This window comes from Klebsiella aerogenes KCTC 2190 (assembly GCF_000215745.1).
GTDB lineage: Bacteria > Pseudomonadota > Gammaproteobacteria > Enterobacterales > Enterobacteriaceae > Klebsiella > Klebsiella aerogenes.
The window spans coordinates 280,314-301,513 of record NC_015663.1 but is presented as its reverse complement, the minus strand read 5'-3'; the positions used below and the strand labels follow the sequence as shown (position 1 = coordinate 301,513).

The 21,200-nt window shown below is 55.3% G+C and carries 23 protein-coding genes and 1 pseudogene; 7 read left to right on the top strand and 17 right to left on the bottom strand.

Going from position 1 to position 21,200, the window contains the following annotated elements; translation table 11 throughout:
• Nucleotides 1-36 precede the first annotated feature (36 nt).
• From mprA to EAE_RS01460, 10 genes and pseudogenes are all read right to left on the bottom strand, one after another.
• Nucleotides 37-567, bottom strand: coding sequence for a transcriptional repressor MprA (gene mprA, locus EAE_RS01505; protein WP_015370069.1), 531 nt, complete (start codon nucleotides 565-567; stop codon nucleotides 37-39).
• A gap of 63 nt (nucleotides 568-630) precedes the next feature.
• Nucleotides 631-783 (bottom strand): annotated as a pseudogene (locus EAE_RS25505) (hypothetical protein); the annotation flags it as partial.
• Between the two features lie 229 nt (nucleotides 784-1,012).
• Nucleotides 1,013-2,008, bottom strand: a complete 996-nt coding sequence (gene proX, locus EAE_RS01495) for a glycine betaine/L-proline ABC transporter substrate-binding protein ProX (protein ID WP_015370071.1) — start codon at nucleotides 2,006-2,008, stop codon at nucleotides 1,013-1,015.
• A gap of 14 nt (nucleotides 2,009-2,022) precedes the next feature.
• Nucleotides 2,023-3,087: a glycine betaine/L-proline ABC transporter permease ProW gene (gene proW, locus EAE_RS01490; RefSeq protein ID WP_015370072.1), complete on the bottom strand. Its 1,065-nt coding sequence runs from the start codon at nucleotides 3,085-3,087 to the stop codon at nucleotides 2,023-2,025.
• Nucleotides 3,080-4,282 (bottom strand): glycine betaine/L-proline ABC transporter ATP-binding protein ProV, encoded by a 1,203-nt coding sequence (proV, locus tag EAE_RS01485; protein ID WP_015370073.1) that lies wholly within the window; start codon nucleotides 4,280-4,282, stop codon nucleotides 3,080-3,082. Before proV ends, proW begins: the two co-directional genes overlap by 8 nt.
• Nucleotides 4,283-4,627: 345 nt before the next feature.
• Nucleotides 4,628-5,590, bottom strand: coding sequence for a class 1b ribonucleoside-diphosphate reductase subunit beta (nrdF, locus tag EAE_RS01480; protein WP_015703235.1), 963 nt, complete (start codon nucleotides 5,588-5,590; stop codon nucleotides 4,628-4,630).
• Nucleotides 5,591-5,600: 10 nt separating this feature from the next.
• Nucleotides 5,601-7,745, bottom strand: a complete 2,145-nt coding sequence (nrdE, locus tag EAE_RS01475; protein WP_015703234.1) for a class 1b ribonucleoside-diphosphate reductase subunit alpha — start codon at nucleotides 7,743-7,745, stop codon at nucleotides 5,601-5,603.
• Nucleotides 7,718-8,128, bottom strand: coding sequence for a class Ib ribonucleoside-diphosphate reductase assembly flavoprotein NrdI (nrdI, locus tag EAE_RS01470; protein WP_015370076.1), 411 nt, complete (start codon nucleotides 8,126-8,128; stop codon nucleotides 7,718-7,720). The genes nrdE and nrdI overlap by 28 nt, the downstream gene beginning before the upstream one ends.
• Nucleotides 8,125-8,370, bottom strand: a complete 246-nt coding sequence (gene nrdH / locus EAE_RS01465) for a glutaredoxin-like protein NrdH (protein ID WP_015703233.1) — start codon at nucleotides 8,368-8,370, stop codon at nucleotides 8,125-8,127. The genes nrdI and nrdH overlap by 4 nt, the downstream gene beginning before the upstream one ends.
• 183 nt (nucleotides 8,371-8,553) lie before the next feature.
• On the bottom strand, nucleotides 8,554-8,985 hold the full coding sequence (locus EAE_RS01460; protein ID WP_015703232.1) for a carboxymuconolactone decarboxylase family protein: 432 nt from the start codon (nucleotides 8,983-8,985) through the stop codon (nucleotides 8,554-8,556).
• A 90-nt stretch (nucleotides 8,986-9,075) separates the two neighbouring features.
• Here EAE_RS01460 and pdxR point away from each other — a divergent pair, with 90 nt between their 5' ends.
• Nucleotides 9,076-10,434: a MocR-like pyridoxine biosynthesis transcription factor PdxR gene (pdxR, locus tag EAE_RS01455; protein WP_047079397.1), complete on the top strand. Its 1,359-nt coding sequence runs from the start codon at nucleotides 9,076-9,078 to the stop codon at nucleotides 10,432-10,434.
• A gap of 76 nt (nucleotides 10,435-10,510) precedes the next feature.
• Here pdxR and EAE_RS01450 read toward each other — a convergent pair whose 3' ends face one another.
• Nucleotides 10,511-10,858, bottom strand: coding sequence for a DUF883 family protein (locus tag EAE_RS01450; RefSeq protein WP_015370080.1), 348 nt, complete (start codon nucleotides 10,856-10,858; stop codon nucleotides 10,511-10,513).
• Nucleotides 10,859-11,007: 149 nt separating this feature from the next.
• Here EAE_RS01450 and EAE_RS01445 point away from each other — a divergent pair, with 149 nt between their 5' ends.
• On the top strand, nucleotides 11,008-11,370 hold the full coding sequence (locus EAE_RS01445; protein WP_015370081.1) for a DUF2002 family protein: 363 nt from the start codon (nucleotides 11,008-11,010) through the stop codon (nucleotides 11,368-11,370).
• 64 nt (nucleotides 11,371-11,434) lie between these two features.
• On the opposite strand, the gene alaE is transcribed toward EAE_RS01445, so the two are convergent.
• Nucleotides 11,435-11,884: an L-alanine exporter AlaE gene (gene alaE / locus EAE_RS01440; RefSeq protein WP_015370082.1), complete on the bottom strand. Its 450-nt coding sequence runs from the start codon at nucleotides 11,882-11,884 to the stop codon at nucleotides 11,435-11,437.
• A gap of 716 nt (nucleotides 11,885-12,600) precedes the next feature.
• On the opposite strand from alaE, the gene stpA reads away from it, so the two are divergent.
• Entirely contained in the window at nucleotides 12,601-13,002 is a 402-nt protein-coding gene (gene stpA, locus EAE_RS01435; protein WP_032706443.1) for a DNA-binding protein StpA, read from the top strand.
• Nucleotides 13,003-13,044: 42 nt separating this feature from the next.
• On the opposite strand, the gene EAE_RS01430 is transcribed toward stpA, so the two are convergent.
• The gene (locus tag EAE_RS01430) at nucleotides 13,045-13,224 is read right to left on the bottom strand and encodes a hypothetical protein (RefSeq protein WP_015370085.1); all 180 of its coding nucleotides are present in this window, start codon (nucleotides 13,222-13,224) and stop codon (nucleotides 13,045-13,047) included.
• Between the two features lie 208 nt (nucleotides 13,225-13,432).
• On the opposite strand from EAE_RS01430, the gene lpxO reads away from it, so the two are divergent.
• On the top strand, nucleotides 13,433-14,335 hold the full coding sequence (lpxO, locus tag EAE_RS01425) for a lipid A hydroxylase LpxO (protein WP_015370087.1): 903 nt from the start codon (nucleotides 13,433-13,435) through the stop codon (nucleotides 14,333-14,335).
• Here lpxO and EAE_RS01420 read toward each other — a convergent pair.
• From EAE_RS01420 to EAE_RS01410, 3 genes are all read right to left on the bottom strand, one after another.
• Nucleotides 14,332-14,853, bottom strand: a complete 522-nt coding sequence (locus EAE_RS01420) for a rhodanese family protein (protein WP_015703230.1) — start codon at nucleotides 14,851-14,853, stop codon at nucleotides 14,332-14,334. The genes lpxO and EAE_RS01420 overlap by 4 nt on opposite strands.
• A gap of 9 nt (nucleotides 14,854-14,862) precedes the next feature.
• A complete protein-coding gene (locus EAE_RS01415) occupies nucleotides 14,863-15,162 on the bottom strand; it encodes an ArsR/SmtB family transcription factor (protein ID WP_015370089.1) in 300 nt (99 codons plus the stop codon).
• 77 nt (nucleotides 15,163-15,239) lie between these two features.
• On the bottom strand, nucleotides 15,240-15,845 hold the full coding sequence (locus EAE_RS01410; protein WP_015703229.1) for an FMN-dependent NADH-azoreductase: 606 nt from the start codon (nucleotides 15,843-15,845) through the stop codon (nucleotides 15,240-15,242).
• Between the two features lie 102 nt (nucleotides 15,846-15,947).
• On the opposite strand from EAE_RS01410, the gene EAE_RS01405 reads away from it, so the two are divergent.
• Nucleotides 15,948-16,886, top strand: coding sequence for a LysR family transcriptional regulator (locus EAE_RS01405; protein WP_015703228.1), 939 nt, complete (start codon nucleotides 15,948-15,950; stop codon nucleotides 16,884-16,886).
• 59 nt (nucleotides 16,887-16,945) lie between these two features.
• Nucleotides 16,946-17,542 carry an undecaprenyl-diphosphatase gene (locus tag EAE_RS01400; RefSeq protein ID WP_015370092.1) on the top strand — a complete coding sequence of 199 codons (597 nt, stop codon included), beginning with the start codon at nucleotides 16,946-16,948 and terminating at the stop codon, nucleotides 17,540-17,542.
• On the opposite strand, the gene EAE_RS01395 is transcribed toward EAE_RS01400, so the two are convergent.
• Nucleotides 17,543-19,324, bottom strand: coding sequence for a sigma-54-dependent Fis family transcriptional regulator (locus EAE_RS01395; RefSeq protein WP_015703227.1), 1,782 nt, complete (start codon nucleotides 19,322-19,324; stop codon nucleotides 17,543-17,545).
• Between the two features lie 265 nt (nucleotides 19,325-19,589).
• On the opposite strand from EAE_RS01395, the gene exaC reads away from it, so the two are divergent.
• Nucleotides 19,590-21,110 (top strand): acetaldehyde dehydrogenase ExaC, encoded by a 1,521-nt coding sequence (gene exaC, locus EAE_RS01390; protein WP_015703226.1) that lies wholly within the window; start codon nucleotides 19,590-19,592, stop codon nucleotides 21,108-21,110.
• Nucleotides 21,111-21,200 lie beyond the last annotated feature (90 nt).

Sequence of the window (21,200 nt, the reverse complement as noted above, 5' to 3'; positions counted from 1 at the left end):
GTTCCTTGCAACTCAAAATATTGTGCGGCTCCGTGCTTAGCGCAGGGATCCCGCCAGCGCGCCGTCTTCTTCCATTTGGTCGAGGCGGCCAAGCAGTTTACGGGTGATGTGCTCCAGCTGGTCTTTTTCCGCGGTGCTCAAAGAAGACCACAGCTGATGTAGACAGTTGTGCTGCGGAGGTAATACCTCGCGCAAGAATTGATGACCCTTGTCGGTCAGCTGCAGGTGCAGGCAGCGACGATCGTTATCGCTTTCACGACGTTCGATCCAGCCGCGTTTTTCCAGTTCGTCGGCGATGCGGGTGGCATTAGTGCGTGACGAACCCAGCGCGCAGCTCAGCTCGGAAGGTTGAATGCTGTGATTTTCCTGAGACTCAAGCGTTATCAGCGCCATAAATAATGTCTCGTTAATCCCTTGCGCTTTCAGCATTTTGTTACGGTTTTCCAGCAGCTTACCCTGCATGTGCATACAGAGACGGGTGAGGAGAATCTCCTGGAAAGGGAAATCTTCATGGCGGCTGGCGCGGAATTTGAGCATCTGCTCAATGGGAGTAAACGAACTATCCATTTGGGTATAACCTCATTAATTACAGCCGATATAATAACTATTGTGACAAATAAAGCAAATGAATTATTGGTCACTATTAATACTTAAAATCTCCGGCGAGTCGCCGATTTTCCATGCCAAACCATAGGCTAAAGCGCTGAGTTGCGTAGGGATAATAATGCTGTTCGCCACCTGTAAGCTCAACCTGAACGCGACGAAACCTACCCGTGTTGGTAGTCACGGGGGCTGACGTCAGGGAGCAGGAGTTTCCATATTGGTGACTTATTGATAACGTTGGTGAAAATTACGCCTGGAAAGAGTTATTCACCTTAGCAGACGGCGTGATGGCTTCACAATCGCTAAAATGGGAAATCAGAAAATACGCATTTTTATGCATATTCGTTTCATGTTGGTACAGGGGAAGGCAGTCCCCACGGCGATAAAACGCCATGGGGAGAGGGAGAGATTACTTCTGCGCCGCCAGCGCTTCTTTCACCCAGCCATCGAACAACTGCTGGTGGGCTTTAATCCAACCATCAACGTGGCCGTTGATGTCGGCTTCTGAAGCATGGCCGGCATGCATCATCGCGTTTTCGGCGTTGATATCGGCAATTGGCAGCTTCATCAGGCTAAACAGCTTCGCCGCCGCCGGGTTTTTCTCGGCCCAGGCTTTGTTGGCGACGATATGCATGGTGTTCACCGGGAAACCGTAGTTGACGCCGTTCGGCAGCTTGGTGTCGATATCTTTCTGTTCTCCCGGCAGGGAGGAGAACGGTACCTGCAGCCAGACCACATCTTTACCCGGTTTCAGCACGTCGCTGACCCAGTACGGCGTCCAGGTGTAATAAAGAATCGGTTTCCCTTCTTTATAACGGGCGATGGTATCGGCCATCATCGCCGCGTAGTTACCCTGGTTATGGACCACTTTATTGTTCAGCCCATAGGCATCAATCTGATGGTTGATGACCGCTTCGCAGCCCCAGCCGGGGGTACAGCCGGTGAGATCGGCTTTGCCATCGCCGTTGGTATCAAACAGTTTGGCGATCTTAGGATCTTTCAACTGGTCGATGGATTTAATGTGGTACTGCTCGGCGGTTTTCTTGTCGATCAGATAGCCCTGCGCCGCGCCGGTGACGAAGGTTCCTTCACGGTAGAATTTTTTATCGCCGCCCGCCGCCGCGTACATATCATCGTGCAGCGGTTGCCAGTTGGTGGCAATAAAGGTGGCATCGCCAGAGGCGATGGAGGTGTAGGCGACGTTATAGTCGACCTCGCTCGGCTTTTCGACGTTATAGCCCAGTTTCTCCAGCGCGCGGCTGACCAGCAGCGTCTGGAAGGTTTCTTCGGAAATAGTACTCTGCGCCGGTTTCACGGTGATGCCTTTACCCGGCAGCTCGGCAGCAAACGCGCTGGTCGTGACGAGGGCGGTAAACGCTGTGGCAAGGAGAGTTGTATGTCGCATCGTTATTCCTTCTCTTATTTACAGAAAGGGCGGGTAATCAGCCCCAGAGGTCCGGTGGTGTACCAGCGGCGGTTACCGCGGCTACGGGAATCGCGGCCGACGGCCTGCGTCAGGCGGTCAAGGATAATCGCGAGGATAACGATCCCGACACCGCCGACGCTCGCCAGCCCCATATCCAGTCGGCCAATACCGCGCAGCACCATTTGACCGAGGCCGCCGACGGCGATCATCGAGGCAATAACGACCATCGACAGGGCCAGCATCAGCGTCTGGTTGACGCCAGCCATGATGGTCGGCATCGCCAGAGGCAGCTGGACTTTGAACAGCAGCTGGCGCGGGCTGGCGCCGAAGGAGCGTGAGGCCTCAATGAGGTCTGCCGGCACCTGGTTAATCCCAAGGATCGTCAGGCGGACAATTGGCGGCAGGGCGAAGATAATGGTCACCACCACGCCCGGAACGTTGCCGATACCGAACAGCATGACGATCGGCACCAGATAGACGAACGCCGGCGTGGTCTGCATCGCATCCAGTAACGGGCGGATGATTTTCGCCGCCCGCGGGCTACGCGCCAGCCAGATCCCCAGTGGCAGGCCGATTATCATGCAGAACAGCAGCGCGGTCAGCACCAGCGCCAGGGTGACCATCGCCTGCGACCATGCGCCGATAGCGCCGATGGCTACCAGCGAGATCAGGGTGGCGATACCCATGCCGACGCTGGAGATCTGCCAGGCGATCAGCGCGAAGAGAATAATCGCCACCGGCGCCGGCATCCCCAGCAACAGTTGCTGGAAGGCGCTGAGAATATAATCCACCGGCACGCGGATCCCCTGGAACAGGGGACGGAAGTGCAGCACGATCCAGTCGATGGCGTGGGTAACCCAGCTATCGAGCGGGATCAGCGTTTTATGGAACGGATCCATAATATTGAAATGTTCTGGCTGCGGCGCAGGCGCGCTGTTAAGCCAGTCGGCGCCGCCGCCGTCAGCGGGCGCGGGTGTTGGATTGCCCCAGGCGTCGGCAGACTGCGCCGCGTTATCCGCTGGCGCTGCGGTATCCCATGGGTTTGATTGATCAGCCATTGTTTGCCCCCTCGCGATCTAAAGCCTGTAGCAGCATGCGTTTTGAAATAATGCCGAGATACTGGTGTCCTTCATCCACCACCGGGACGGCGCACGGCGCCTGGCCAACGTGGGAGAGCAGGTCGCTGAGCGGCGTTTGTGCCTCCACCGCCTGCGGGGAGTCAATTAACGCCGCATCGAGCCCCTGATTTTCGCTCAGCGCGCTTTTCAGAGAGTCGATGGAGACAATGCCGACAAACTTATTACCGCGTTCAATGACGTAGCCATATTCACGGTCTTCATCCTGCAATAATTTCAGCGCCGAACGCGGGCCGAAACCGGGAGTTTTACGAATCAGGCCAACCGGGCTACGGCGGGCAATATCTTTAGCGCTAAATACCTGGCTAATATCGACGCCGCGGAAGAAAGTACGAACGTAATCATTCGCCGGGTTATTCAGAATTTCGTCTGGCGTGCCAATTTGCACCACTTCGCCATTTTGCATAATGGCAATACGATCGCCAATACGCATAGCTTCATCAAGGTCGTGGGAAATAAAGACAATGGTACGTTGATGCTTTGCCTGTAATTTGGTGAGCTCATCCTGCATTTCAGTACGAATTAACGGATCAAGCGCTGAGAAGGCCTCATCCATGAGCAGAATATCGGGGTTGATCGCTAATGCGCGGGCTAAGCCGACGCGCTGGCGCATCCCGCCGGAAAGTTCGTCGGGATAGGCGTGGGCGTAATTTTCCAGCCCCACCTGACGTAGCGCATCCAGCGCTTTCTGCTGGCGCTCTTCGGCGGAAACGCCGGCCAGTTCCATACCGAACGCGGTGTTATTCAACACGTTCATATGCGGCATCAGGGCGAATGACTGGAAAACCATCGCAATCTTTTTCCTGCGCACCTCGCGAAGCTCGGCATCTGAGATTTTGGCGATATCGACGCCGTCAATCAGCACCTGTCCGCGGGTGGGTTCAATCAGGCGATTGAGAAGGCGAACCATGGTGGATTTCCCTGAACCGGAAAGTCCCATGATGACGAATATCTCGCCTTCTTCAATGGCCAGACTGGCGTCTTTAACGCCAAGCGATAGCCCCGTTTTTTCCAGTATTTGCTCTTTGGTAAGTCCTTTTTCAATATATTTGAACGCGCGTTGCGGGTGCTCGCCAAATATCTTATAGAGATTCTTGATTTCTAATTTAATTGCCATGCAATAAATGATTTCCTGTCTTTAATTATATCGATATCGTACCTGGTGAAGATTATTACCTTTTTACACCCTAACATACTGAGATTCTGTGACAACCCTCGATGTGAATAGCTAGCCAAAATCTGAATAGGGATCTCTGGCTGAATTGCCCGTGATATAAGGGCTGAGCCATCATATACGGCTGGTGATATTTTTTGATTATGCATGAATAATGAATGGGGAAATTGGTGTAAATGAAGGAAATATGACACGAAAATGGCCGGGAGGTTATTTGTGTGATAATAGAAAATAATGTGAAATAGATCACTGGAGAATGTATCGATATATTCCCCAGCGATCGCGAGATTAAAAGTCCCAATCGTCGTCGGCGGTCGCTTCAGTTTTACCCATGACGTAAGAAGAACCGGAGCCGGAGAAAAAGTCGTGGTTTTCATCGGCGTTTGGCGACAGCGCCGCAAGAATTGCCGGGTTCACGGCGGCCATTTCCGCCGGGAATAGCGCCTCATAGCCAAGGTTCATCAATGCTTTATTGGCGTTGTAACAGAGGAACGCGTTGACGTCGTCAAGCCACGGGCTGTCGGCATACAGTTCGCGGGTATAAGCCAATTCGTTATCGTATAGATCCATCAGCAGATCAAAGGCGAAATTTTTCAACTCCTCACGCTTCGCGGCGCTGACGATTTCCAGCCCTTTTTGATATTTATAGCCAATATAGTAACCGTGCACCGCTTCGTCGCGAATAATCAGGCGGATTAAATCGGCGGTATTGGTCAGCTTGCCGCGGCTGGAAAAATGCATCGGCAACCAGAACCCCGAATAGAAGAGGAAAGATTCGAGGAACACGCTGGCGATTTTTTTCTTCAGCGGCTCATCGGCCTGGTAGTAATTGAGCATCAACTGCGCTTTGCGCTGTAGCGGAGCGTTCTCCTCGCTCCAGGCGTAGGCGGCATCGACATCTTTGCTCTGGCACAGGGTCGAGAATATCGAACTATAGGAGCGGGCGTGCACCGCCTCCATAAAGCTAATGTTCGACAGCACCGCCTCTTCATGTGGAGTGAGAGCGTCGGTCATCAACGCCGGGGCGCCGACGCTATTCTGGATGGTGTCGAGCAGCGTCAGCCCGGTAAAGACGCGGATGGTCAACTGCTGCTCCTGAGCCGTCAGGGTCTGCCAGTGCGGAATGTCGTTGGACAGCGGCACTTTCTCCGGCAACCAGAAATTACTGGTCAGCCGGTTCCACACTTCGAGGTCTTTATCATCCTCGATTTTATTCCAGTTAATGGCGCTGATGCGCGATAAATGGGTCATCCTGTTCTCCTTACAGCGCGCAGGACACGCAGCCTTCGATTTCGGTACCTTCCAGCGCCAGCTGGCGCAGGCGAATGTAATACAGCGTCTTGATACCTTTCTTCCACGCGTAAATTTGCGCTTTGTTGATATCGCGCGTGGTGGCGGTATCCGGGAAGAACAGCGTCAGCGACAGCCCTTGATCGACATGTCGCGTGGCTTCAGCATAGGTATCGATAATTTTTTGCGGGCCAATTTCCCAGGCATCCTGATACAGCGCCAGATTGTCGTTAGTCATAAACGGCGCCGGATAGTACACGCGGCCGGTTTTACCTTCTTTACGGATCTCGATTTTCGCCACAATCGGATGAATGCTGGAGGTGGCATGATTGATGTAAGAGATCGAACCGGTCGGCGGGATCGCCTGCAAATTGCGGTTATAAATACCGTAGCGCATCACGTCGTCGCGTAGCTGGCGCCACATCTCACGATCGGGCAGGGTAATCCCCGCACGGGCGAACAGTTCGCGCACCGTGGTGGTTTTCGGCTGCCAGTCACCCTGCAAATACTGCTGGAAATAGTCGCCGCTGGCGTAACGCGACTGCTCAAACCCGGCAAAACGCACGCCACGCTCGCGCGCCATTGCCATAGAGGTGCGCAGGGCGTGCCAGGTGACGGTGTAGAAATAGAGATTAGTGAAGTCCAGCCCCTCCGGGCTGCCGTAGGCGATCCCCTCGCGGGCCAAATAGCCGTGCAGGTTCATCTGGCCAAGGCCGATGGCGTGCGATGCGGCATTACCCGCCGCCACCGATGGCACCGAGCGGATATCGCTCATATCGGAGACCGCCGTCAGGCCGCGAACCGCTACTTCGACGGTGCGGGCGAAGTCCGGCGAATCCATAGCGTGGGCGATATTCAGCGAGCCGAGGTTGCAGGAGATGTCCTCGCCAACGGTGGCGTAATCGAGATTTTCGTCAAAGGTGGAGGCGCTGTTGACCTGCAGGATCTCCGAGCACAGGTTGCTCATATTAATGCGCCCGGCGATCGGATTGGCGCGGTTCACCGTATCCTCGAACATGATGTACGGATAGCCGGATTCAAACTGAATTTCCGCCAGCCGCTGGAACAGATCGCGGGCGCGGATCCAGCGTTTACGAACGCGGTCGTCGGCCACCAGTTGCGCATACATCTCGCTGACGGCGATATCGCCAAAGGCTTTGCCGTACAGTCGCTCAACGTCATAGGGCGAGAACAGCGCCATCTGCGCGTCTTCTTTCGCCAGCTGGAAGGTGATATCCGGAATGACTACCCCCAGCGACAGGGTTTTAATGCGGATCTTCTCATCCGCGTTTTCCCGCTTGGTATCGAGGAAACGCAAAATATCGGGGTGATGGGCGTGAAGGTAAACCGCGCCGGCTCCCTGACGCGCTCCCAGCTGGTTGGCGTATGAGAAGGCGTCTTCCAGCATTTTCATCACCGGCACCACCCCGGAGGATTGGTTTTCGATACGTTTAATCGGCGCGCCCGCTTCGCGCAGGTTGGAGAGCAGGAACGCCACGCCGCCGCCGCGTTTTGACAGCTGCAGGGCGGAGTTCACCGCCCGACCGATCGACTCCATATTATCTTCGATACGCAGCAGGAAGCAGGAGACCAGCTCGCCGCGCTGCTGTTTACCGGCGTTGAGGAAGGTCGGCGTCGCTGGCTGAAAGCGCCCGGCGAGGATCTCATCGGCCAGCTGTCGCGCCAGGGTTTCATCACCCTGGGCCAGGGTTAGCGCCACCATGCAGGCGCGGTCGGCGAAATGCTCCAGGTAGCGTTTGCCGTCGAAAGTACGTAAGGCATAGCTGGTGTAGAACTTCCACGCGCCGAGGAAAGTACGGAAGCGAAAACCGTGTTGATGCGCGTGGGCGAAGAGGGCCAGTACGAAACGTCGCTCATAGCGGGCCAGCACTGCCGGATCGTAATAACCTTCGTCGCTCAGCCATTGCAGTTTCTCCTCCAGCCCGGCGAACGGTACGCTGTTGGGACGCACGTGATTATGGATAAATGCTTCGACCGCCTGTTGGTCCTTTTCCAGGGGAATACGGCCGTTGCTGTCGTATAAATTCAGCATCGCATTGAGGGCGTGGAAATCAGACGCCCCGGCGGTTACACGTTCTGCGGTTGTCGTTGCCAAAATTCGCTTACTCCTTTACGCACGTTGTCGACATCTTGCTGGGTACCCATCAGCTCAAAACGATACAGATACGGCACGCCGCATTTCTGCGCGATGACCTCTCCCGCCCGGCCATAGGCCTCGCCGAAGTTACGGTTACCGGCGGCGATCACGCCGCGAATCAGCCGGCGATTATGCGGGTCGTTTAAAAAGCGGATCGCCTGGCGCGGCACGGCGCCTGCCGTCCCGCCGCCGCCGTAGCTGGGGACGATGAGAATATAGGGTTCGTCTACCTGAATTCGCTCGCGCTCGTTGAGCGGGATGCGCACGGCAGGCAGCGCCAGACGCTGCACAAAGCGATGCGTATTTTCCGAGCTGCTGGAGAAGTAGACGATCAGGCTCATAGGCTGGCCGTAGCCGCGGTGGGACGCAGGCGATTAATCATATCCGGGCGGAAGCCGGACCAGCGGGTTTCCCCGGCCATCACCACCGGTAATTGCTGGAATCCCTGCTCGCGCAGCATGTCGATGGCTTCAGGGTGTTGGTCGATGTTGACCATATCGAAGGCGAAACCGCGGCTCTCCATCGCGCGTTTGGTGGCATGGCATTGCACGCAGTCATTTCGAGTGTAAATAATAATGCGCATGATTCGTATTTCCATTTAAGATAACAAGACGGCGTAAAACATCGTGCCGAACGTTATGGGCTTAATGTTCAGGAAATACTAGATGTAGTTATTTAAAACTTCAACCACGCAATATATAGAGTTTTTCGATAAGTTATCCCCCACCGACTAGCCTGGCGGGGGAGGGAAGTCGATACCCGAAAATTACATCCGCATCGCGACCGCAAGTCGGTTGAAGGCGTTCATCAGGCTGATGGCGAAGGTTAAATCGCTAATCTGGCGGGGGGTAAAATGCTCTTCTAAAGGCAGGTACACCTCATCTTCAGCGTGGCTGGCTGCGATATCAGTAACCGATTCCGCCCATGCCAGGGCCGCGCGTTCCGCGGCGCTGAAGTGGGCGCTTACGCGCCAGCCTGCCAGCGCATCCAGCTTGTCCTGGGCAACGCCGGCTTTGCGTAACGCTTTGCTATGCATCTCAAGGCAAAAAGCGCAGCCGTTAATTTGCGACACCCGCAAATAGACCAGCTCCACCATCGTGCTGCCCAATTCGCTTTTTTCCAGCGCTATGCTGGCCTGAACCAACCCCTTATAGATTTCCGGGCTCAGTTCGCTGTACGGCTGACGTAATGTGGTCATCTTGCAGTTCTCCTCTCTAAGACCCGGGCAAAATAGCACTATAATGGACTGCATAAGATAGCCATATTGTGATGAAAAAAGCAGACCATGATGGAAGCCAAAAAAGTGCCGCACTACCAGCGTATCGCCCGACAGCTGAAATCAGCGATTGAGAATGGCGAGCTGGCCCCGGGAAGCCGCCTGCCCGCGAGCCGGGGTTATGCGCAGGAGCTTGGCGTGTCGCGGGCGACGATTGAAAATGCCTGGGGCGAGCTGGTGGCCCAGGGCTGGCTGGAGCGCCGCGGCCAGGCGGGCACCTTTGTCAGCGAGCGCCTAAGCCCGCGGCAGGTCACGGCTCAGCGCCCGACGGCAGGCCAGGGATCCTCCGCGCCGCAGCCTTTTCAAATGGGTCTACCGGCACTGGATCTTTTCCCGCGCGGGGTGTGGGCGCGGGTGATGGGGCGGCGGCTACGGACGCAATCGCGCTTCGACCTCGCGCCCGGCGATCCCTGCGGCGAACCGGTTCTCCGTCAGGCGATTGTCGACTATTTACGTCTGTCGCGCAGCATCGAGTGCCAGCCGGAGCAGGTTGTGATTAGCGGCAACTATGCGGCCTCGATGGCGCTAATTTTGCGTACCCTCGCGCAACCGGGGCAGCATATGTGGATGGAGGATCCGGGATATCCGTTCATTCGGCCGGTGGTTAGCGCGGCGGGGGTCAATATCGATCCGGTACCGATTGACCAACAGGGAATGGATATCGACTGGGCGCAGGCACACTTTCCGCAGGCGCGCTTTGCGCTGTTGACTCCAGCGCATCAAAGCCCGCTCGGCGTGGCCCTATCGCTGGAGAGGCGCCGCCAGGTACTGCAGTGGGCGGCGCAGCGCGATAGCTGGATTATTGAAGATGATTACGACAGTGAATTTCGCTATCAGGGGAAACCGTTACCGCCGCTGAAAAGCCTCGATGCGCCACAGCGGGTACTGTACGCCGGGTCATTTAGTAAATCGATGTTTCCCGCGCTGCGTGTCGCGTGGCTGGTGGTACCGCTGCCGTTGGCGGCGCGGTTTCGCCGTCAGGCTGAATTGAGCCACTGTAATGTACCGACCTTATGGCAGCAGACGTTAGCGGACTTCATCAATGAGGGGCATTTCTGGCGCCATCTGAAAAAAATGCGCGCCAGCTACGTGTTGCGCAGGCAGTGGCTGGAGTCGGCGCTGCAGGCGCAGGGTTTTCAGGTGGTACCGCAGTCCGGCGGGATCCAACTGGTGATGGCGGTGAAGGGAGACGATCGCGAGCAGGCCCGGCGCTGCCAACGAGCCGGGCTGGCGGTGCAGGCGTTGAGCGATTGGCGCATGCTTAGCCGCGGTGAGGGCGGGCTATTGATGAGTTTTACGAATATAACGTCGGCGGTGATGGCGCGTGAAGTGGTAGGCGAATTAAAGCAAGCGCTGGCCAGCGTGGAATAACAAAAAACCCTGCGTACCATTGGGACGCAGGGTCAGACGCGTATTTGTTATCTTCACATGTAGTCTATCAACACTATTATCGACGCAAATTAAGCAAAACGCCAATAAATACCCCAACGGCGGCGGCCGCGCCAACGCTCTGCCAGGGTTTATCGCGCACGTAGCTGTCGGCGCAGCCGGCGGCATCCCGTGCGCGTTCAACGGTATCATAGGCCGCCTGGCGCAGGCGGGTATTGCCGTTCAGGCGGGCACGCGTCTCTTTCAGCAGCGACTGCGCTTTTTTGCGCGCATTCTCAGCTTCATCTTTCGCATCGCTGCCCCATGATTTCAGCACTTCTTCCAGCGTATCCGCTAATTGGCTGACTTCGTTATGAATATCCTCGGCGCTTTCATCAATGTCGTTGCGGTTCACACGGTTAGCCATTGGTTTCTCCCTTTGTTCCATTCGAGTTATTAAGTGTAGGACATGATTTTGCATTATGCTTTTGCGGGAGTTTATGGAATTTTCTGAAAGCGCTGCTATTCGTGAATAAGGTAAGGTAAATGTGCGGTAAAAGATAACGAGGAATCAGTATGTATTTAAGACCCGATGAGGTGGCGCGTGTTCTTGAAAAAGCCGGCTTCACCATGGATGTTGTGACGCAAAAAGCGTATGGATATCGCCGTGGCGATAATTATGTTTATGTGAACCGCGAAGCGCGCATGGGGCGTACCGCTTTAGTTATTCATCCGGCGCTCAAAGAGCGCAGTAATTCACTGGCTGAACCTGCCAGCGAGATTAAAACTTGCGACCATTATGAACAGTTTCCGCTCTATTTGGCGGGGGATGCGCAGCAGCATTACGGCATTCCCCACGGTTTTAGTTCGCGGATGGCGCTTGAGCGTTTTCTGAATGGGCTGTTTGGCGAAGCTCAGCCGCAGATGTCTCACGGCTAAATAGTCAAATGCGGGTTGGGTGAAAGCGGGCGACTGGCAGCGGCCAGTCGCTGAATGACAAGGATCAGGCTTTAGCTTGCTGATAAGGGCTGACGCGGAACAGGCGACGGCAGAAGTCGAGAAAGTAGCCGTACACTGCGCCCATCATCATTGATACCAGAATGTTTGAACTGACCGCGGCGGCAATTTGATGCCAGTCTGCGCCTACCGACAGCAGAATCAATACATACACCGGTGACTGGAAAGTCACATATGCGACGACGTCAGCAATGTTTTTCATCCATCCCGAGGTGCTGATTCGGCGCGCCTGGCGCATGGCGAAGTCGCGATAGAAGCCATAAGGCACCGCAATAATAATGTTGACCGGGATCGCGACCAGGCGTGAAGATAACGACTGCTCAAAGGTCATTCCGGAGAGGAAAATTTCGATCATCATATTGACAACGGTGCAGTAGACCACCATTGCAAAGGTGTCTGCTACCGCATGACGCAAGCGGGATTGAGCAGAGAACATCGGTATGCTCCTCGAAAAATGAAGTCAATAACGCCGAAAAGTGCGCATGGTGTAGCGGTTTTGGGCTGCCTGTTTTGATGCGTGTAGAGTATATCTCTGTGTAGTAAGTGACAACTAGCTATAAATTTTTATTTATCGCCTTTTTGTCGATAAAACACTCTGTGAACTGGCGTTTTGCTCAGCTTGCGCTACTTTTGTTCCTTTTTTTGATTATGTTGTTTAATATCAAATAGATATGATTTTGTTTTGTAAGGTGACGAGTAAGCATGACAGGGGAAGGGAGGTTGATAAGGCGGGCGCCTGATTACGTAATGTGATACTGGTCACTATTGGCGTTATTTACTGGATGGATGCCTTTTTATCAGCATTTGCTGCTGTATGTAAATAATTGGTTTTATTCTGATTATGTGAATTTAAATTCATTGTCGCAAAGCTATTGGCATTCCCCACGGCGGGCGATGATTTTATAACTCACTGAAGTGGCTATAAATATAACATTATGAATATTATCATGTCGCACTATGCATTATTCATCTGCGCTAGGCTGTATTTATGTTCTATTTCGCTATTACCCGCCAATAAATTTCAGCGCGTTCATAGGTGTAATCCTGTACATATTTATTTGAATAAGCTAAGGCTGGAAATAAATATACATATCTATTAAACTGAACAGGTAATTCTTGTTTTATTTTTTCGATTTGGGATTTTTGATCTTTATGTCTTTTATGTTACAAAAACTGAATAATATTCGCTCACTGCGTGCTATGGCGCGTGAATTCTCCACTGACGTGCTTGAAGAGATGCTGGAAAAGCTCAGGATCGTCACTGAAGAAAAACGCGCTGAGCAGCAGAAGACGCAACAGCAGCAGGCAGAATATCAGGAGAAAATTAATACCTGGCTGGAATTAATGGTTGCTGATGGTATTTCACCTGATGAATTAGTGCTGCATGAAATGGCCCCGGCGAAGAGCAGTAAAAAGCGTAAGCCGCGTCCCGCTAAATATCGTTATACCGACCATACCGGCGCAGAAAAAACCTGGACCGGGCAGGGACGTATGCCGAAGCCGATCGCTTTAGCCGTCGCGCAAGGGAAATCGCTTGAGAGCTTCCTGATTTAAATCGAGCGTAGGTTAAAACGGTGGGATTCCCCACCGTTTTACTTAGCAGACGCCGAAATCGCCTTCTTCGGTATAAGGCGTAACATCAACCGCTTTCAGAGTAAACTTTTCACCCTGCTCGTTACTTGCCTGAACGACGACCAGACTATCGCCATTCACTTCCACTACCTTCAATTTTGGCCCGCCGACGCGCGGTTGTACCAGATCGCCTGTTGCAAACATGGTGTTTCTCCTGTGCATTGGTCACAACTAAGAACCTAAACGATAGCTCAACGACGCTGACGGATTCAATGATCGTGCTGTTTTTTGTTAAAACAATGTGGGGGTGGATGTATTATCTTTGTTAATGGTTTTGACGGCGCTGCGGTGAAGGCAACTAACGCTGCCAGCGAGGAATGATTAAAAACAGAACATGGTCAGATAAGCGAATATGAAGTATATCATTTTACTTATTATTATAATTGCTGTGCTCTACGTCCATTATCGCGGAAAGGTTCGCTATCGTTTCTGGCGGCAGCTTTCCGATCATTCAACTTTTACCGCGCCGCTTAATGGCTTTATGTACCTTTTTTCTCGCGTGCCAAATACGCCGTATCTACGCCCGGAGACTTTTCCAGAGTTGGCGATATTACAAAAGAACTGGTTGGTTATTCGTGAAGAGGGGATTAACCTGCAGCGTCTGGAGCAAATAAAAGCGGCGGAAAAATATAATGATGCCGGATTTAACTCATTCTTTAAAACCGGCTGGAAACGTTTTTACCTGAAATGGTATGAAGACGCGCATCCCTCCGCCAGCCAGCTATGTCCAAAAACGACCGAGCTGCTGCGTGGGATTCCTTCGGTTAAAGCGGCAATGTTCGCCACGCTACCCGATGGTAGCCGTTTGCCTCGCCACCGCGATCCTTACGCCGGGTCGCTGCGTTTTCATCTCGGGCTGGCGACGCCGAATGACGACCGCTGTTTTATTGAAGTGGACGGCGAACGCTACAGCTGGCGCGATGGTGAGGGTGTGCTGTTTGACGAAACCTATATTCACTATGCGGAAAATACCAGCGGTGAGAATCGGCTGATTCTTTTTTGCGATATCGAACGGCCCATGCGTTACCGCTGGGCGCAGAAGGTGAACCACTGGCTGGGGCGAAATTTAATGAGCGCCGCCGCCGCGCCGAACGACGTCGGCGACCGCACCGGCGGAATTAATCGCAGCTTCCGTTACATTTATCAAATCCGCATTATTGGCAAGCGATTGAAAAAATGGAATAAAACGGTTTATTACATCGTCAAATGGCTGCTCTTTGGCGGCATCGCCCTACTCATCTGGCAGGCGTTTTAACGCTGGTTCCACGGCATGACCGCCAGCAGGCGCGCCATGCCGCAGAAACCGGTGAGACCAGCGAAAGTGAGCCCCGCGCCAACGAAACCACTCAGCAAGAAAAAGCCGCTGTTGACGGCGTATCCCAGCACTACGCCCAGCAAAATCAGCGCGCCTGCGGCGATTTGCACCTGGCGCATTAGCGGCAGCGGCTGGGATTTATCTTCGACTATCGGCAACCCCGCCGCCCGCCACGCCTGAATACCGCCAGCCAGCAGCTTAACCTGCGCGGGCGCGGCGGCGGCGGCCAGAAAACTGGCGTTATTTTGCGTGCGCGAGCCGGCCTGGCAGTGAAAAATGATGGTGTCGCCCGGCTGCGCATTGAGCGCCGCGCCGTGAGTTAATTGTTCTAATGGCAGCAGTGTCGCCGCCGGAATATGCTCGCGGGCGTATTCGTCGGCAGCGCGGATATCAATCAGCCGTGCGCCCTGGGCGATAAGCGCCTGGGCTTCGTTGGCTGAAACGGTGGCGATAGTCATAAGGACTCCTTACGGGCAGTAAATGGTCTTCAGCGTGGCGATGACCTGCTGAACGGCGGGATGGGTAATGAAATAGCGCAGGCGCTGCGCATCGCGCTCGCAGTCGATTAGCCCTTCATCACGCATTCGTGCGAGGTGCTGAGAGGTGGCGGAAGGGCTCAGGCCGGTGATTTGCGCCAGCTCGCCTGCGGTTGTACGCGGGGCTTCGCAGAGCATGCACAGAATCAGTAGCCGGTGGGGATTGCTCATCGCTTTCAGCAGGACAGCGGCTTCCCCGGCGCTGGCCTGCAGTTGTTGTGCTGTGGTCATCTTATTTTAGTATTTTCTAAATTTAGATTATTCTAAAGTGAAAGATGACCCTTTACCAGCCGTATAAAGAACGGAGCTCACGCCTGCTGAGCGGCCCTGGCGATATGCTGGCGGGCGTGGGCAATGCCCGCGTCGCGGCCGTGCGGGCGAATATCCATCCCTTCAGCATAGATAAATTCAACGTCGCTAATCCCCATCAATCCCAGCACCGCGCGCAGGTAAGGGGTGACCGCATCGCTGGGTTGCCCGTCATGGACGCCGCCGCGCGAACTAATGACCACCGCACGCACGCCTTCCACTAGTCCCTGAGGCCAGGTCTCGGTGTAGCGGAAGGTTTCCCGCGCCCGCGCCACCAGATCGAACCAGTTTTTGAGATCGGTTGGCACGTTGAGGTTATACATCGGCGCGCCGATCACCAGCAGATCGCTGGCCTTTAACTCGCCGATGAGTGAGTCAGAGAGGGCAACCCCTTGCTGAATCGCCGGGCGCGAGTCTTGCGCGCCGCGCAACGCGGCAAACAGCGCGCCGTCGAGTTTCGGCAAGGCGAGGGTGGTCAGATCGTGTTCGACGACCGAATCCTGATGACCGGCATCGCGGCGGGTCTGCATATATTCATCTATTAGCTGGTTGGTTAGCGACGCCGGGCCGTTGATGCTGGATTTTAAAATCAAAACGTTACTCATGACGGACTCCCCATAAAGTTGATGGTCCGCAGGGTAACACTGTCTTTTTTTCTCCAGTAGTGACATTATTTTTTATCATTGTATCCATTCAGGAACCAATCAATGCGCATTGATTTAAATGCGATCCCGGTATTTGTCGCCGTCGTCGAATGCGGCAACTTTGCGCAAGCCGCGGAGAAGCTGAACGTGACGCGCTCCGCCGTCGGCAAGAGCATTTCCCGGCTGGAGCAGCGGCTTGGCGTCGCGCTGTTTCAGCGCACCACGCGTCGGCAGGCGTTGACCGAAGAAGGCGAGGTCTTTTATCTGCAATCCCGCCGGGCGCTGGATAACCTGCGGGATGCGGAAAATGAAATTCAGCGTGGAAAAACCCTGGTGCAAGGGCGGCTGCGAATCAGCCTGCCGGTGCTGTTTGGCCAGCGCTGCGTGGCGCCGATCTTGTTTCCTCTTAGCCAACGTTATCCGGAGCTTAAGCTCGAGCTGTCGTTTAGCGACCGTCAGGTCAATCTGTTTGAAGAAGGGTTCGATATGGCGATACGTATCGGCGCGTTGAGCGATTCCAGCTTTCTTAAGGCCCGGCGTTTAGGCCAGCACGGCATGATTCTCTGCGCATCGCCGTTATATCTGCATAATCAACCAGCGCCGCAGACGGCGGAAGAACTGCACGAGCATCTTACCATCGGCTATCTCTACGCCGGGCAGATGCAGAAATGGCATTTGCGCGATACGCAGGGAGCGGCGCTCGCGTTTCGCCCTCAGCCCGGACTGGCGATGGATGATTTCGCCGCCATCGCCGCGGCGGCAAAAAGCGGGCTGGGTATCGCCTGGCTGCCGGATTGGCTGGTGGCGGACGAGATAGCGCGGGGAGAACTCCAGCAAATATTGCCGTCGTCCGTCAGCGGCAGTTTTGCGATCAGCGCCGTCTGGCCGGAAGCGGTATGGGTGCCGCAGAAAATTCGCGTGGTGGTAGATGAACTGCTGGCGCGGCTGCCGCAGCAGTTAGCCGGTGGAGAAAACCAGGAGGATTCTTCAGCGTCAGGTTAATCCGGGCTTAAGGTATGCCGGCGATAATGACAGCATGATGACTGTGACGAGAACTCGCCATGAACCTGTTAGAAACGTTTAACCAGAACGCCTTCCTTACGCTGAATGCCGGGCCAGGTACGCCGGACAGCCTATTGCTACTGGCTCAATTCTCCGCCAGCTGGCTTATTCTCATTGTGCCGGCGATATTGCTGGGATTATGGTTCCTTGGCGGTCGTCAGGGGCATCGACAGGCGCTGTTTTGCGCCATGACGATTTTGATAGCGTTAGGGCTGGGGGTTGCCTGTGGAACCCTGTGGTTCCATCCGCGGCCGTTTATGATGCCGCTGGGTCATACCTGGATAAGCCACCCGGCGGATAACTCTTTTCCAAGCGATCACGGCACCGTAATGTTCAGCGCCGCCTTCGCGCTGCTGTCATTACGCCTGCGCGGCATTGGGCTGCTGGTGCTGGCGGCGGCGCTGCCGGTAGCATGGGCGCGTATTTTTCTCGGCGTCCATTTCCCGCTGGATATGCTGGGCGCGGCGCTGATTTCAGCACTGAGCCTCTGCGTAGCAAAAGTGGTCTGGCAACGGCTGGGGCAGACGCTGGTGGCGCTGTGCGAAGCGCTGAGCCGCCGTCTCTTCTCCTGGCTGCCGGCGCGCTTTACGCCGTAGTCACTTCCTTTGTACGCGCGCGGCCCGTCGATACAGCGTGCTGCGCGCGACGCCTAACGCCTGCGCCGCTTTACTCACATTGCCGTTAAAGCGGGCCAGCGTATCGGCAATCAGCTTTGCATCATGTTGTTGAAGCCCGCCCGGAGCGCTGGTTTGCTGCGCGCTTTGATACTCCTCCGGCAGCGCCGCGACGCCCAGGCATTCGCCATCGTCCGCCAGCGCCAACAGGACTTTGAGCAGGCTTTGCAACTGACGCACGTTACCCGGCCAACGACATAATGTCAGTTGATGAATCAACGCGTCAGAGAGGGTTATATGGCGTTCTGCCGCGCCAAGCGAGCGCCACAACGCTGGAATAAACTGCTTGAGTTCAGGCCATTGGCGTAGCGGCGGGATGGTAAAAGCATACTCGCGCAGGCGGTAGAGCAGGTCTTCGCGAAATGCGCCTTCGGCGACACGCTGCGCGAGATGACGGTGGGTAGCGCAAATCAAGGCGAAGTTCACCGGCGCGCTGCGATTCCCACCCAGCGGCATGACCTCTTTTTCCTGCAATACCCGCAGCAGACGGGTTTGCAGAGCCAGCGGCATATCGCCGATTTCATCGAGGAACAGCACCCCACCATCGGCTTCGCGAATTTTGCCGATATAGCCGTTTTTATTCGCGCCGGTAAAGGCCCCCGCCTGATAGCCGAAAAGCTCCGATTCAATCAGCGATTCTGGAATGGCCGCGCAGTTGATGGCGACAAATTTACCGCTGCGCCAGCGGCTATGCGCATGCAGTTCACGGCTGAGGAACTCTTTGCCGCAGCCGGTTTCGCCTTCGATACACAACGCGATACCGGCGTTGAGCAGGCGGACCATTTTCTCGCCTTCGCCGGACGCGCAAAACGGCAGGTTAAGTGCTGGTTGTGCGGGGACGGCGACGCTGGCGCGGGTTGGCGCGCGCAGACGGTAGTAGTAGCCACGTTGCTGGAAGGTCATCGGTAGCGGCACGCTGACCGCCGTTTGCGTCAGGCGGGGGAACAACTGCTGGAAGGTCATCTGTCCGATCTGTCCGGCCTGCAGGCCCAGTTCGCGGATGGCCAGGCGATTGGCCGCGGTCAGCAGGTTATCGGAGAAAACCAGCAGCAGCTCTTCGGCGCTATCGAGCTTCTGTACCCGCGAGTGCAGGCTCATTAACCACTGTTGCGGATGCAGACTCTGTTTCACCCACAGATATTCAATCTGTTTGGCGGCCTCTTTTATCCACGCCAGAGAGTGGGGATGCGGGATATGCGCCGGGCCGGAAATATCCAGCGCCCCGGCAATCTGGCCATCGGGGCTTTGTAGGGGAACCGCCGCGCAATACAAATCCTGATTACGGGTTAAATAGTGTTGGCGGCCTTCGACTTCGCAGCTGTCGTCAATCGCCAGCGCGGTACCGATAGCGTTGGTGCCGCGACCGCTTTCGCTCCAGATATTGCCTGGCTCCAGCGCGAAGCTTTGCGCTTTTTCCATCGCTGCGCTATTGCCGAAGGTTTGGAGCACCAGCCCGCTGGCATCGGAAAGAATCACTACCGATTGCAGCCCGGCGGCACGTTGCGCCAGCGGCGTCGCCACCGGTTGCGCCAGCCGTTGTAGGCTGCGGTTGCTTTCCAGCACGTCGGCCAGTTCGCCGCCGCGCAGGCGCGGAAATTCGTCGCTCGTTGGCTGCAGGCCATAACGCTGGCTGCGTTGCCAGGAGTCGCTCAGCAGCGTGCTGGACTGCGCCTCGGGGGTGATAGTGAACGGATTTCCTTGCACGGCGCACCTCGTGGTCGGCTGGTTTGTGTTGCAATATTGTAGCAATTTGGTTTTCTTGGTGTTGCGATTCGCAACACAGAAGCGGGATCCTGTGCGACAAAGAGGACGCGAATCGGCAGAGGGATATATGTAATTATTTGGAAATTATGAATTTTATGTGAAGTACGCAAACCTGGCATAACCCCTGCTACAGGAAAAAGCGTGCAGCGGACAATAGCAAAAATCACCACGCCGCTGCGCCTTAACCCTACAGAAGGAGATTGCTATGCGTTATGTTCATCCTGGCAAACCGGGCGCTTTGGTTTCATTCAAATCGGCCTACGGCAACTTCATAGACGGTAAATTCGTCGAGCCGTTAAGCGGCGAATATTTCATGAATACTTCTCCCGTCGATGGGAGCAACATTGCGCAGTTTCCCCGTTCCGATGCCAAAGATATCGATTTGGCCCTTGATGCGGCACACCGGGCGGCGGACGCCTGGGGGCGAACCTCGGTACAGCAGCGTTCTCATCTTCTGCTGCAGGTCGCCGACCGCATTCAGGAGAATCTGGAGTATCTGGCGGTAGCGGAGAGCTGGGATAACGGCAAACCAATCCGCGAAACCCTGAACGCCGACCTGCCGCTGGCGGTCGATCATTTCCGCTATTTCGCCGGTTGTCTGCGCGCGCAGGAAGGCAGTACCGCCGAAATTGACGACACCACCGTGGCTTATCATTTCCACGAACCGTTAGGCGTGGTTGGGCAAATTATTCCGTGGAACTTCCCGCTGCTGATGGCGGCATGGAAACTGGCGCCCGCGCTGGCGGCAGGCAACTGCGTGGTCTTAAAACCGGCGGAGCAGACGCCGCTGAGTATTACTTTGCTGATGGAAATTATCGGCGATCTCTTCCCGGCAGGGGTGTTGAACGTGGTGCAGGGCTTTGGCAAAGAGGCCGGCGAAGCGCTGGCCACCAGCAAGCGGATCGCTAAAATCGCCTTTACCGGCTCGACGCCGGTAGGCCGTCATATTATGGCCTGCGCGGCGGAGAATATTATTCCCTGTACCGTTGAGCTGGGCGGCAAATCGCCGAATATCTATTTTGCCGACGTAATGGATGGCGAGGAGGAGTTTATCGAGAAGGCGGTGGAAGGGCTGGTACTGGGCTTCTTCAATCAGGGAGAAGTCTGTACTTGTCCGTCGCGCGCGTTGATCCACGAATCGATCTACGAGCCGTTTATGGAGCGGGTAATGGCAAAAGTGATGCAGATCCGTCGCGGCGATCCGTTTGATACCGAAACGATGATCGGCGCTCAGGCATCACGCCAGCAGTTCGATAAGATCCTGTCATATATCAAGATCGCTCGTGATGAAGGCGGGCAGATCCTCACCGGCGGCGATCGCGCGAGCATTACCGCCGAGCTGGATAGCGGCTTCTATATTCAGCCGACGCTGATTAAAGGGCACAACGAGATGCGCAGCTTCCAGGAGGAGATCTTTGGCCCGGTCATCGGCGTGACCACCTTTAAGGACGAGGCGGAGGCGCTGGCGATCGCGAACCAGACGCAGTTTGGTTTAGGGGCCGGGGTGTGGACGCGGGATACTAACCTGGCGTACCGCATGGGGCGCGGCATCAAGGCCGGACGAGTGTGGACCAACTGCTATCACGTTTACCCGGCGCATGCCGCGTTTGGCGGGTATAAGCAGTCCGGCGTCGGGCGGGAAACCCACAAGATGGCGCTGGAAGCCTATCAACAGACCAAAAACCTGCTGGTGAGCTACGGCACTGCGCCGTTGGGGCTGTTTTGATTCATTTATAACGGCTGACCCGGGGGCGGCGTAAGCGCCTTCCCCGGGCTACCTATGGCACTGGGCCACCCATTGCACTGGATCTGTAGT